Raw genomic sequence first — 12,031 nt, forward strand, 5'->3', positions numbered from 1 at the left:
ATTGGAAATCGACACCAAACCCCCCAGTTTGTTTGTAAATTTATTGTGGTCGCTTTTTGCGGCCTTGCTGATACTCCACTCATTTTCAAACAAATTGCAAGCGTTGCAAATCGTTAATGGATATAAATTTGACCATTCAGTTAATATTTCTATTCGACAAGCTCAAAATGCGAGCACATCGTTTGACACCGGCGGCGCGATGGAACTAGCGTTTCAACTCATACGCCTGAAAAGGGAAAGCCATGCTTGATTCACCAACAATAGCCACCTTTGAAAACCTACGGGTAGAGTTTCAAACTAAGGACGGCCCTGTCGTCGGTGTGAAGGATGTCAGCTTTGAAGTTAAAGCTGGCGAAACCGTTTGCGTGGTTGGAGAATCGGGCTCAGGGAAATCTGTGTCGTCCCTATCATTGATGCGGCTGGTGGAGTTTGGCGGTGGAGAAATCACCAACGGTCGCCTGCTGTTTGACGTTACGGAAGGTGACCCGATTGATGTCACTCAAGCGGATCAACCAACCATGCGCTCGATTCGCGGGAATCAGGTTGGAATGATTTTCCAAGAGCCGATGACGTCCTTAAATCCGGTTTTCACCATCGAGAAACAGCTGACCGAAGGTTTACGTATTCATAAGGACATGAACAAAGCTCAGGCCCGCGAACGCGCACTTGAATTGCTGCGCCAAGTCCGAATCCCCGAGCCTGAACAGCGCCTGTCCCAATACCCGCATGAGCTGTCAGGCGGCATGAGGCAGCGTATCGTCATCGCGATGGCTTTGGCATGCGAGCCTAAGCTGCTGATCGCGGATGAGCCTACCACGGCGCTGGATGTGACCATTCAGGCGGAAATTTTGGCCCTGATCGACCGGCTGAAACGTGAAACAGGTGCAGCCGTCATGTTCATCACGCACGATATGTCGGTGGTGGCACAGATCGCTGACCGCGTGGTGGTGATGTTCCGCGGCGAAAAGGTTGAAGACGGCCCTGTTGAGCAAATATTCAACAACCCGCAGCACGATTACACCAAATCTTTGTTGGCTGCCGTGCCGCGCTTAGGCGAAATGCGCGGCAAGGATGCGCCAGAACCTATGCGCCTTCTGGGCGACGAGGGGCGCGAGCTGAAAGCGGCAAAAACCTATGACGACAAGGTCGTTCTAGACGTCAAAAACCTGACGACAAGATTTCCGGTTCGCGGCGGTTTGATGCGGCGCATTGTGTCCAATGTCCACGCTGTTGAGGATGTGTCCTTCTCTATCAAGCACGGTGAAACCCTAAGTCTCGTTGGCGAGTCTGGGTGCGGGAAGTCCTCCGTAGGGCGCTCGATTTTGCGGTTGATTGATCCCTTGTCTGGACAGGTGATGTTAGACGGCACCGATGTCATGGGCATGTCCAACACTGACCTGCGTGCGGCGCGCAAGGATATGCAGATGGTGTTCCAAGACCCGTTTGCCTCGCTTAACCCGCAGATGCAGTTGATGGACCAAGTGGCAGAGCCGCTTCGCAACTTTGGTGAGGTCTCAAACCGCGATATAGACAAACGGGTCAGCGACTTGTTTGACCGCGTTCAACTGCCGCAAAGCTTCATGCGCCGATATCCGCACGAATTGTCCGGCGGGCAAAGGCAACGTATCGCCATTGCGCGGGCCTTGGCATTGAACCCCAAGGTCATCATTGCGGATGAGGCCGTCTCGGCGTTGGATGTGTCGGTACAGGCGCAAGTCTTGAACCTGTTTATGGAGCTGCAAGCCGACTTAGGCATCTCGTTGCTGTTTATCAGTCACGACATGGCGGTGGTTGAACGCGTTAGCCACCATGTGGGCGTGATGTATCTGGGGCGCATTGTCGAGCTGGGCACGCGCCGCCAAATCTTCGAGAATCCGCAACACAGCTACACCCAAGCGCTTTTGTCAGCGGTGCCGATTGCCGATCCTACCCAGCGAAAGCTGGAATCGGATCTGAATTTCAAGCCCATTCCATCGCCGATATTCCCACTTGGACACGAGCCAGGGCCATCGGTCTACGACGAGGTAGAGGCCGGCCACATGGTGCTGCGATCATGAATGCGCGCGACATTCTCGACAAGTTGGTGTCCTTCCAGACCGTCAGCAACGTCAGCAATTTGGACCTGATCGACTGGGTCGAGGACTATCTTGCAGGACACGGAGTTTCAGCCACGCGGGTTTACAATGATGAAGGCAACAAGGCCTCGCTCTACGCCAATGTCGGGCCAAGCGTTGATGGCGGGGTTGTGCTGTCTGGCCACACTGATGTGGTGCCGGTCGAAGGCCAAGCATGGGACACTGATCCTTTCACCGTGGTTGAGAAGGGCGGCAAGCTTTATGGCCGCGGCACCTGCGACATGAAGGGGTTCGACGCGCTTGCCTTGGCCGCTGTGCCAATGGCGCTGGAACGTGGCGTGAAGCTACCTTTGCAAATTGCCCTAAGCTATGACGAAGAAGTCGGCTGCCTTGGTGCCCCACCGATGATCGCCGAGATGCGCAAACATCTGCCCGCCGCCAGCGCAGTTGTGGTGGGTGAGCCGTCTATGATGAAGGCGGTGTCTGGCCACAAAGGGGGCTACGGCTGGTGGATCCATATGCATGGGTTCGAGGTTCATTCCTCGCTGATGCATACAGGCGTGAATGCCATTATGTATGGGGCCAAGCTGATTGAATGGGCCAACCAAGTGAACGACGCGAATATGTCAGCGACGCCAAGTCCGATGGCCGCGCAGTTTGACCCGCCATTTACCACCGCCCATACGGGCAAGATTTGGGGCGGCACCGCTCATAATATCACCGCCAAGGATTGCGAGTTCGGGATCGACTTCCGCCTCGTGCCGGGGGACGACATCGAGACTTACCGCGCCGCCTTGTTCGAGCGAGTGGCCGAGGTGGAGGCCATGATGCAAGCCGTCGTGCCGGAGACCCGAATAGAGATCAACCAACGCTTTCACGTCCCGCCCTTGCAGCCTGAAGCTGACGGCGCGGCGGAGCAACTTGTGCGACGTCTCACTGGCGATAACGCCAGCCATGTGGTCAGCTATGGCACTGAGGCGGGGCAGTTTCAGGAAAAAGACTACTCCGCCATCATCTGTGGCCCCGGTGACATTGCGCAAGCGCACCAACCCAATGAATTCCTAGAGGTCTCGCAGTTCAAAGCGGGACTGGAATTTATGGAAAAGCTGGTGGATCACCTCGCTGATTAACACGTTTTACGATTACAAAACTTCATCCCTCCTTCCGAAAGACATTTCCCATGCCTGTTAAAAACCGATTTGCCGAACTTCTGCCCGAGATCACCGAATGGCGACGTGATATCCATGAAAATCCTGAGATTTTGTTTGAGACCCACCGGACCTCAGCATTGGTTGCAGAGAAACTGGCGGCATTTGGTTGCGACGAGGTCGTTGAGGGCATCGGGCGCACGGGCGTCGTGGGGGTTATCAAAGGTAAGTCGAACACCTCTGGCAAAACGATTGGTTTGCGGGCCGACATGGACGCGCTTCCTATTCTTGAGGCGACGGGCTTGGACTATGCCTCCAAAACACCGGGTGCGATGCACGCTTGCGGCCATGACGGTCATACGGCGATGTTATTGGGCGCCGCAAAGTATCTGTCTGAGACCCGCAATTTTGACGGCACCGTGGTCGTGATCTTCCAACCCGCCGAAGAGGGCGGCGGCGGTGGTCGCGAGATGTGCGAAGACGGTATGATGGATCGCTGGTCCATCGACGAGGTTTACGGCATGCACAATTGGCCGGGCCGTCCAGTGGGCAGTTTCGCGATCCGCTCGGGCGCGTTCTTTGCCGCGACTGATACGTTTGAGATCACCGTGACGGGCAAAGGTGGCCACGCGGCTAAACCGCAAGAAACCATCGACACCACTGTGATGGCGTCCCATTTGGTTTTGGCGTTGCAGACTATTGCATCGCGGAATGCGGACCCTGTGGAGCAGATCGTGGTCTCCGTGACCTCGTTCGAGACCGAAAGCAAAGCCTTCAATGTGATCCCTGAGACGGTCACCCTAAAGGGCACCGTTCGCACCATGTCGACCGCCTTGCGCGACTTGGCGGAAGAGCGGTTGCCAGCCATTGCCCAAGGCGTGGCCAGCACCTTTGGCGGCACGGTGAATGTGAACTACATGAAGGGCTATCCGGTCATGGTGAACCACGACGAGCAGACCGAATTCGCAGCCTCGGTAGCCACAAAAGTGTCCGGCGCCTGCGAAGAGGCCCCGTTGGTGATGGGCGGCGAAGACTTCGCCTATTTGCTAGAGGAGCGCCCGGGCGCATATATCCTTGTTGGCAACGGGGACACGGCGGCAGTTCACCACCCCGAATACAACTTCACGGATGAAGCGATTCCCGCCGGATGTAGCTGGTGGGCCGAAATCGTGGAGCAGCGGCTCTCGGCCGGTTAACCAAATGCTAAGTCGCTGGGTGGGGGTGCCTTACCCAGCGATAAAGACACGGTAGAAGAACACGGCACTCATGACAAAGCCGACTGTGGCGACGATGGTGCGCACTACGGACATCGGCAGTGCCTTGGAGATAGGCGCCCCCGCATAACCACCTGCGGTGGAGGCGACCATCATCATCAGGCCGGCCTTCCATTCGATAATCCCAGCCCCTGCAAAAATCGCGACTGAGATGACCGACAGAATGAAGCTCATGGAGGTTTTCAGCCCGTTCATCTGGTGGATATTAGTCATTCCCCAAAGCGAGAAGAGCGCCAGTAAGATGATGCCCAAGCCGCCGTTGAAGTAGCCGCCATAGGTCGACACCGCGAACATGCCGATGAAGCCGAAGGGCGTGACAGACTGCGAACGCGAGGCGGCCCAAGCTCGGATGCGTGCCCCGAACAGGAAGATCAGCGTCGCGGCCAACAGCAAGAACGGCACCAAGGCCGAGAAGGCGCGATCTGATGAGATCAACAGTAAGAAAGACCCAAGCGCGCCACCGAGTAGGCCGATGCCAATTAAGCGGAACAGCTGCTTGCGGTCGAACTCCATAACCTCTTTGCGAAACCCAAGCGCGCCACCCAAGTAGCCCGGAAGTACCGCGACGGTGGAGGTCGCATTGGCCACCACAGGCGGGATGCCCACGAAGACGAGGGCAGGGAAGGTCAAAAACGTACCGCCCCCCGCAATAGTGTTCAGCACCCCCGCACCAAAGGCGGCGGACAATAGCAGCAGAATTTCGAATAGGGTCATTGTGGTCTCGAAGGCTAAGGGCAGGTTAGGCGACTGTGTGGCACAAGAGGCAAGCGCATACCAGCGAGCTTATCGGTTGCGGATGCTCCATAGGAACGGGAGAAGCCCTAACAGGGTGGCGAGCGGGGTCAGCCAAGGGGACCACATCAGCGCCCAAAATGGTTCTCGCCACAGCCAAGTCGCCCCAAAATCACTGCGGTATCCATAGGCAGTCATGAAGTAGATTTGACGGCATAAGATCAGCCAAAGTACTGCGGCGAGGATCAACCTAACTATGTGGTGGCTAATCAACGCGCAGGAAACCGCAATTGCAATGCCTGCGACCGCACTGATTACAAGCGACTCGATGACGATACCCATTGGTGTTGTAGGATAGACGCCATAGCCAAGATTACGTTCGCCAGTGAAATACCCGTGGGTGTAGCCGAAGGAGACGAACTCATGAGTTATCGATGCGGCAGATAAGCTGAGCCATCCCGCCAGCCACGGCTTTGCAAACCGCAACAGCCATGTCTTAGCCACCCGTATGGCTCATGTGACGCGACATCTGACCGCCAAGCTCTTGGCGTGAATAGTCGAAGTCGTGGCCTTTGGGTTTCATGCCGATCGCCGCGCGAATGGCGTCGTCCAACGGGCCGTCGCTCTCGGACGCGCGCAGCGGGCCGCGCAGGTCGGATTTACCCTCTTGCCCCAAACAGGTGTATATTTCGCCGGTACATGTGATCCGCACGCGGTTGCAACTTTCGCAGAAGTTATGTGACAGCGGCGTGATAAGCCCGATCTTTTGGCCGGTTTCTTCCAGACGCATGTAGCGGGCAGGGCCGCCGGTGCGTTCGGACAGGTCGGTCAGGGTGAACTCCTCGGCCAGCTTGGCGCGCAGGTCGTCCAAGGACCAATATTGGCCGATGCGGTTTTCATTGCCGATATCGCCCATGGGCATCACTTCGATGAAGGTCAGATCCATGCCCAAATCAGCGCACCATGCAGCAATGTCAAACAGCTCTTCCTCGTTGAAGTCTTTCAAGGCCACGGCGTTAATCTTGACGCGCAGGCCTGCTTTCAACGCGGCCTCAACACCGCGTAAAACTTGGGGCAGGCGGCCCCAGCGGGTGATCTCGGCGAACTTTGCCTCGTTGAGTGTATCGAGCGAGATATTCACGCGGCGCACGCCTGCGGAATACAAATCAGCCGCATATTTTTCGAGCTGGGAGCCGTTAGTGGTCAACGTCAGCTCTTTCAACGCCCCGCTTTCCAGATGCCGTCCCATGCCTTCAAAGAAGCCCATGATTCCACGTCGCACCAATGGCTCGCCACCTGTGATGCGCAACTTCTCGACGCCCAGCCCGATGAAGGCGGTACACATGCGGTCTAACTCTTCTAGCGTAAGCAGCTCTTTTTTCGGCAAAAACTGCATGTTCTCGGACATGCAGTAGACGCAGCGAAAGTCGCAACGATCCGTGACGGAAAGGCGCAGGTACGTGATGGCACGTTGGAACGGGTCAATCAAAGGTGCTTTCATGCGGGCAGCGTAGTCTGCGCAAGAGACTGCCACAACCCGCCTAAGACCGTTGATGATCCAAATAAGACCAGATAAACTATTTGTTATGAAGCAATATATCCTTCCAGCCGCCCTCATCTTGTCCCTGTCCGCTTGCGGTGGGGAGTTTAAAAATCCGTTTGAAGGGTTGGGGAAAAGGCCCGAAACCACTGCTCCTGCGGCCTCTGAGCCGCTGAGCGCAATCAACCTTCCCGAGGACGCGGTGGAAACCACACCACTGGAAGCCCCTGCATCTGTTGAAGTGTCGAGCATCGGACAATCAGCCGCATCCTTGGATCAAACGACAGAGGCTGAAAAGGCCGCCGCCAAGGCTGTTCCGACTAACGCCACGTCTCAGCTTGGCACCACAGTGGCCAGCCTGGGCGACCCAACGGAGCAAGGTTTCTGGCTGCGCACGCCATTGGTGAGCGAAGAAACCCAAGGCTCGGTTGAGACAGAAGGCGGGGCGGTGGTTCAGGTCAAGTTGATCCCGATAGAGGGGGCGGCCTCGGCCGGAAGCCGCATATCCTTAGCCGCTATGCGGGCGTTGGGATTAGGGCTGACCGATCTCGCGACGCTGAAGGTTTCCAGACTTTAGGCTTGGCGTTTTAGCATTTGGGCTGCCTCGCGGCGGGCTGAGCGGGTCATCCGCTCGCCGTGCTCCTCAAGGAAGGTTTGCACGCGCGGAACATCATGGCGCGACAAGTCACGAAGCCACCATGCAATTGCGCGTTGGATAAGGGGATCATGATCCTCGGCCAATATGGTGGCCCATGCCAGAGCGCGGTCACGAATGGCCTCGTCCTCTAGCTTGGCGCGGTTTTGCTTGGTCCAAGGTTGGGTGGCACCGAAGATGGCGCGGCGCGTCCAAACATGCTCCGACGTGGTCCACCCATCTATCTCGTCCAATCGGGTAGTGTCCCAGATCACGCGCTTAGACGCGGCGTTGGCGACCTGATCGGCGATGGCCACGCAATCCAAGTCGGCCAACCAACCGACCAACAACTCCCACGCAGGCGTGTCATCGGGACGAATACGGGCTTGGGTCAACAGTTTTGCAGCGCATATACGGGCCTCATGGATGTTGCTGTCCCATAGGCCGGCTGCGAGTGTCAGACGCGTGTGCAGATCGTCACCACGCCAGTCCTTTGCAAGCTGGTCGAGCACCGGTGTCGCAATGCCAAGGTAGGGGCGATCTACGCCGTGATGCTTCGCGAGGCTCTCGAATTTGGTCTCATCCTTCAAGCTATCTAGATGTGCAAGCGCGTCTTGTGGGGTCATTCGACAGTTACCGATTTGGCTAGGTTACGGGGTTGGTCAACGTCGGTGCCTTTGGCAACCGCCGTGTGGTAGGCGAGCAGCTGCGCGGGAACCGCATAGAGGATCGGGGCGAGGAAGGGGCTGATGCTAGGCATAATCACAGTCTCCCAAACACCGTCGCTTGCGGCCTTTGCGCCTTGGGCGTCGGTGATCAGAACCACCTTGCCACCACGCGCCATTACCTCTTGCATGTTGGAGACGGTCTTATCGAACAGCTCGTCCGTTGGGGCCATGACCACCACAGGCACGGTCTTGTCGATCAATGCAATGGGGCCGTGCTTTAGCTCACCTGACGCATAACCTTCGGCGTGTATATAGCTGATTTCTTTTAGTTTTAATGCGCCCTCGAGTGCTAGGGGATACATGGGGCCACGGCCCAAAAATAGCACGTCTTGTGCGGATGCTATTTTGCGTGCGACGCGCTTGATGCTTTTTTCCAAGGACAAAGATTGGTTCAATATGCCCGGAAGTAGGTTCAGGTCCGCCATATGGGCGGCCAGTGCGGCATCATCAATGTGACCACGTTGGTGACCCGCTTTCAACGCGAGGGCTGCGAGCGCCAGTAGTTGGCAGGTGAAGGCCTTGGTCGAGGCGACCCCAACCTCCACACCCGCCATAATCGGCAGGGCCAAGTCGCTTTCGCGCGCGATGGAGCTTTCGGGCACATTCACCACGGACAAGATCATAGCCGCGCGCTCTTTGGCATAGCGAAGGGCGGCCAAAGTGTCCGCGGTCTCGCCTGATTGGGACACGAACAAAGCGTAGGATTTGTCCGAGATAACAGGGCTGCGGTAGCGGTATTCGGATGCGATGTCGACATCAACGGGAAGGCCAGCAACCTGCTCAAACCAGTATTTCGCCACTTGGCAGGCGAGGTTGGCCGTCCCACAAGCAACCATCGTGATACGGTCGCATTTGGTGAAGTCGAGTGTTCCGCTTGGCAACTCAATACCTTTGGCGTCAGCGGAGCTATAGGCACGTAAGGCATCAGCGAGTACCACGGGTTGCTCAGCGATTTCCTTAGACATGAAATGCTTGTGACCAGCCTTTTCGATGCGAGCTTCATCCAGTGATATCGTCTTCACAGCGCGGTTTGCCAGCTTGCCTTCGGCATTGTAAACCTCAAGGCTGTCGCGGGTTAGAATTGCTCGGTCGCCTTCTTCGAGATAGCTGACGCGGTTGGTCATCGGGGCCAAAGCAATGGCGTCTGAGCCCACGTACATTTCGCCGTCACCATGGCCGATTGCCAGGGGTGAGCCCTTTCGGGCAGCGATCATCAAGTCTTCTTCACCATGGAACAAGAAACATAAAGCGAATGCGCCATCCAGTTGGTCGATGGTCTTCTCAGCGGCATCACGGGCAGAAAGGCCTTGCTCAAGGTAGCGGCGGGCCAGAAGAACGATGGTTTCAGTGTCGGTTTCAGTTTCGGTGGTAAAGCCGTCTTTTTCCAAATCAGCGCGTAGATCTTTGAAGTTCTCAATGATCCCGTTGTGGACTACTGCGACGGGGCCGGAGCGGTGCGGGTGAGCATTCGTCACCGTAGGCGCGCCGTGAGTTGCCCAGCGGGTATGGCCGATGCCAGATTTGCCCGCGAGCGGCTCATGCACCAATAGGTCGGAGAGGTTTACGAGTTTGCCGATCGCGCGGCGGCGATCCAATTCGCCTTGGTTTACTGTCGCAATGCCTGCGCTGTCATAGCCGCGATATTCAAGGCGTTTGAGCGCTTCAACGATGATTGGGGCGGCTTCGTTCTTCCCCAAAATTCCAACAATTCCACACATTTACGCGTCCTTTTTCATCTTTTTAGCCCTAAGGATTTGCATCAGTTTTCGAGCAAACCCAATCTTGTTTGTTTGACGTACCCGCGACAAAGCCAAATCGCCGTCTGGCACATCTTCGGTCACCACTGTGCCAGATCCTGTCATGGCTTCGGCGCCCACATCAACAGGGGCGATTAGCAAGGTATTTGACCCGATGAATGCATCCGCGCCGATGGTCGTGCGATGCTTGAACACGCCGTCATAGTTGCAAGTAATCGTGCCTGCGCCGATGTTGGCGCGTTCGCCGATGTGAGCGTCGCCCACATAGGACAGGTGGTTTACCTTCGCGCCCTCGGCCAAGGTCGCATTCTTGATCTCAACGAAGTTGCCGACTTTTGCACCTTCTTGCAGCTCCGCGCCGGGGCGCAGGCGGGCGAAGGGGCCGACAACTGCGTCGCGGGCGACGTGGCATCCCTCCAAATGACTGAACGCCTTGATATGCGCACCGGATTCAACGGTCACATCGGGGCCAAAGACCACGTTTGGCCCGACCACGGCGTCACGGCCAACCACGGTATCAAACGCGAAGAAGGTGCTGTCGGGGTGTTCCAGCGAAACTCCGTCCTCTAAGGCTTCAGCGCGTTTGCGGGCTTGGAACGCGCTTTCTGCGGCGGCAAGCTCGTGGCGGGTGTTGATGCCAAGGGTTTCGGCTTCATCACAAGTGACGGCTGCGGCGGACAGGCCGCGTGCGCGGGCGAGGCCGATGATATCGGTCAGGTAGTATTCTTCGCTGGCATTGTCGTTGGTGACGTCGGCGATCAGTTCGAACATGGTTTGCGCGCGGCACATGATGACGCCGGAGTTGCACAGGGTTACGGCCAGTTCCTCGGGTGTTGCGTCTTTGGCCTCGACGATCCGCTCAAGGGAGGGGCCGTTGGTGATCAAACGACCATAGCGACCTGCGTCTTTCGCGTTGAACCCCAGCACCACGACATCCGCGTCTTCGCGGGCCTCCGCCATGCTTTCCAGTGTCTCGGCAGATACGAAGGGCGTATCGCCATATAGGACGAGGGCGTCGCCCTCAAAGCCGCTCAACGCCGCGCGGGCTTGGTCGACGGCGTGGGCCGTGCCGTTTTGCTCTGTTTGGCGCGTGAATTCCAAGTCGTCGTAATGCTTGGAAAGGCTTTTTTCGACCTGCTCGGCCCCGTGCCCAGTGACCACGACGGTTTTGTCAGGCTCCAAGGCTGTGGCGGCACGCAAGGCGTGAACGGCCAGCGGTCCAGCGCCGATCTCGTGCAGGACTTTCGGGCGGTCCGAATTCATGCGGCTGCCTTGGCCAGCGGCCAATAGAATGAGTGCAATTGGTGTTCTGCTCACAGTTGGGACCTTTTCCGGTTGCCCGGCCTTTCCTTCTTGTTGGCCTCGTTCTATCGATATCGTACTGCAGCGCAAGGTGCGCCTAAGTCACAACAGGTTTCGCCGCATTACAGGAGGCCGCTATGCGCACGGTAATTTTCGATCTTGATGGCACCTTGGCCGACACGAGCGGGGATTTGCTTGCCGCTGCGAACATGTGTTTTCGGGGGTTGGGGCATGAGGATGTTTTAACCACAAAAACCGATGCGGGGACGGCACTGCGAGGGGGGCGTGCCATGTTGACCTTGGGGTTTGAGCGGTTGGGCATCCCCTTTGATGAGGCCGACCTTGATGCGCAGTACCCGATTTTACTGGAGGCATATGGCAAAGACATTGCCACTCATACCAAACTGTATCCGGGGGCTCGCGAAGCGGTATCGCGCTTGCGGGACGCGGGCTACCGTGTGGGCATCTGCACCAACAAGCCGGAAGGCTTGGCCGAGCAGTTGATGGCTGAGCTGGATTTTCGCGACGTGTTCCATAGCCTCGTGGGGGCTGACACCTTGCCCGTGCGCAAGCCCGACCCGACCCCGTATATCGAGGCGGTGACGCGTGCGTGTGGCGATCCCGCGCAATCCGTTTTGGTGGGGGACACAAAAACCGACCGCGACACGTCGGCAAATGCAGGCAGGCCTTCGATCTTGGTGACCTTCGGGCCTGGGGATTTTGATGTGGCGGCGTTGAAGCCTGAGGCGTTGATGGACCACTTTGACGAGCTTGATGAAATTGTGTCGCGGCTGATTGCTTGACCTTCATTCCGTGCCCCGCCAAGGTCTAGGCTGGATTT

General features: G+C 57.2%; 12 protein-coding genes. 6 read left to right on the forward strand and 6 right to left on the reverse strand.

What is annotated here, in order from left to right; translation table 11 throughout:
* Nucleotide 1: 1 nt before the first annotated feature.
* From ABJN86_RS13975 to ABJN86_RS13990, 4 genes are read left to right on the forward strand one after another with little or no spacing between them, the layout of a single operon-like run.
* A complete protein-coding gene (locus ABJN86_RS13975) occupies nucleotides 2-250 on the forward strand; it encodes a hypothetical protein (protein ID WP_348363437.1) in 249 nt (82 codons plus the stop codon).
* Nucleotides 243-2,057, forward strand: a complete 1,815-nt coding sequence (locus ABJN86_RS13980; protein ID WP_348363435.1) for an ABC transporter ATP-binding protein — start codon at nucleotides 243-245, stop codon at nucleotides 2,055-2,057. Before ABJN86_RS13975 ends, ABJN86_RS13980 begins: the two co-directional genes overlap by 8 nt.
* On the forward strand, nucleotides 2,054-3,205 hold the full coding sequence (argE, locus tag ABJN86_RS13985; protein WP_348363433.1) for an acetylornithine deacetylase: 1,152 nt from the start codon (nucleotides 2,054-2,056) through the stop codon (nucleotides 3,203-3,205). Before ABJN86_RS13980 ends, argE begins: the two co-directional genes overlap by 4 nt.
* 50 nt (nucleotides 3,206-3,255) lie before the next feature.
* Complete coding sequence (locus ABJN86_RS13990; protein ID WP_348363431.1) at nucleotides 3,256-4,419, forward strand: M20 aminoacylase family protein; 1,164 nt, start codon at nucleotides 3,256-3,258, stop codon at nucleotides 4,417-4,419.
* Between the two features lie 30 nt (nucleotides 4,420-4,449).
* Here the strand turns inward: ABJN86_RS13990 and ABJN86_RS13995 are convergent, their stop codons facing one another.
* The 3 genes from ABJN86_RS13995 to moaA form a co-directional block, all read right to left on the reverse strand.
* Nucleotides 4,450-5,211 carry a sulfite exporter TauE/SafE family protein gene (locus ABJN86_RS13995; protein WP_348363430.1) on the reverse strand — a complete coding sequence of 254 codons (762 nt, stop codon included), beginning with the start codon at nucleotides 5,209-5,211 and terminating at the stop codon, nucleotides 4,450-4,452.
* 69 nt (nucleotides 5,212-5,280) lie between these two features.
* Nucleotides 5,281-5,733, reverse strand: coding sequence for a hypothetical protein (locus tag ABJN86_RS14000; protein ID WP_348363428.1), 453 nt, complete (start codon nucleotides 5,731-5,733; stop codon nucleotides 5,281-5,283).
* Nucleotides 5,726-6,730, reverse strand: coding sequence for a GTP 3',8-cyclase MoaA (moaA, locus tag ABJN86_RS14005; protein WP_348363426.1), 1,005 nt, complete (start codon nucleotides 6,728-6,730; stop codon nucleotides 5,726-5,728). Before moaA ends, ABJN86_RS14000 begins: the two co-directional genes overlap by 8 nt.
* An 85-nt stretch (nucleotides 6,731-6,815) precedes the next feature.
* Between moaA and ABJN86_RS14010 the strand changes: the two genes are divergently transcribed.
* Complete coding sequence (locus ABJN86_RS14010; protein WP_348363425.1) at nucleotides 6,816-7,346, forward strand: hypothetical protein; 531 nt, start codon at nucleotides 6,816-6,818, stop codon at nucleotides 7,344-7,346.
* Here ABJN86_RS14010 and ABJN86_RS14015 read toward each other — a convergent pair.
* From ABJN86_RS14015 to glmU, 3 genes are read right to left on the reverse strand one after another with little or no spacing between them, the layout of a single operon-like run.
* Complete coding sequence (locus ABJN86_RS14015) at nucleotides 7,343-8,029, reverse strand: DNA alkylation repair protein (RefSeq protein ID WP_348363423.1); 687 nt, start codon at nucleotides 8,027-8,029, stop codon at nucleotides 7,343-7,345. The two genes, ABJN86_RS14010 and ABJN86_RS14015, sit on opposite strands and share 4 nt — an antisense overlap.
* On the reverse strand, nucleotides 8,026-9,849 hold the full coding sequence (glmS, locus tag ABJN86_RS14020) for a glutamine--fructose-6-phosphate transaminase (isomerizing) (RefSeq protein WP_348363421.1): 1,824 nt from the start codon (nucleotides 9,847-9,849) through the stop codon (nucleotides 8,026-8,028). The genes ABJN86_RS14015 and glmS overlap by 4 nt, the downstream gene beginning before the upstream one ends.
* The gene (glmU, locus tag ABJN86_RS14025) at nucleotides 9,850-11,205 is read right to left on the reverse strand and encodes a bifunctional UDP-N-acetylglucosamine diphosphorylase/glucosamine-1-phosphate N-acetyltransferase GlmU (protein ID WP_348363420.1); all 1,356 of its coding nucleotides are present in this window, start codon (nucleotides 11,203-11,205) and stop codon (nucleotides 9,850-9,852) included.
* Between the two features lie 122 nt (nucleotides 11,206-11,327).
* On the opposite strand from glmU, the gene ABJN86_RS14030 reads away from it, so the two are divergent.
* Nucleotides 11,328-11,993: an HAD-IA family hydrolase gene (locus ABJN86_RS14030; RefSeq protein WP_348363418.1), complete on the forward strand. Its 666-nt coding sequence runs from the start codon at nucleotides 11,328-11,330 to the stop codon at nucleotides 11,991-11,993.
* Nucleotides 11,994-12,031 lie beyond the last annotated feature (38 nt).

The sequence above is a fragment of the Litoreibacter sp. genome (assembly GCF_039974535.1).
Lineage (GTDB): Bacteria > Pseudomonadota > Alphaproteobacteria > Rhodobacterales > Rhodobacteraceae > Litoreibacter.

Excerpts from the sequence above, each read along its gene's own strand:
- ABJN86_RS14010 (WP_348363425.1), top strand. The coding sequence starts at position 6,816 with ATGAAGCAATATATCCTTCCAGCCGCCCTCATCTTGTCCCTGTCCGCT.
- ABJN86_RS13990 (WP_348363431.1), top strand. The coding sequence starts at position 3,256 with ATGCCTGTTAAAAACCGATTTGCCGAACTTCTGCCCGAGATCACCGAA.
- glmS (WP_348363421.1), bottom strand. The coding sequence starts at position 9,849 with ATGTGTGGAATTGTTGGAATTTTGGGGAAGAACGAAGCCGCCCCAATC.
- ABJN86_RS14015 (WP_348363423.1), bottom strand. The coding sequence starts at position 8,029 with ATGACCCCACAAGACGCGCTTGCACATCTAGATAGCTTGAAGGATGAG.
- ABJN86_RS13995 (WP_348363430.1), bottom strand. The coding sequence starts at position 5,211 with ATGACCCTATTCGAAATTCTGCTGCTATTGTCCGCCGCCTTTGGTGCG.
- moaA (WP_348363426.1), bottom strand. The coding sequence starts at position 6,730 with ATGAAAGCACCTTTGATTGACCCGTTCCAACGTGCCATCACGTACCTG.
- ABJN86_RS14030 (WP_348363418.1), top strand. The coding sequence starts at position 11,328 with ATGCGCACGGTAATTTTCGATCTTGATGGCACCTTGGCCGACACGAGC.
- argE (WP_348363433.1), top strand. The coding sequence starts at position 2,054 with ATGAATGCGCGCGACATTCTCGACAAGTTGGTGTCCTTCCAGACCGTC.
- ABJN86_RS13980 (WP_348363435.1), top strand. The coding sequence starts at position 243 with ATGCTTGATTCACCAACAATAGCCACCTTTGAAAACCTACGGGTAGAG.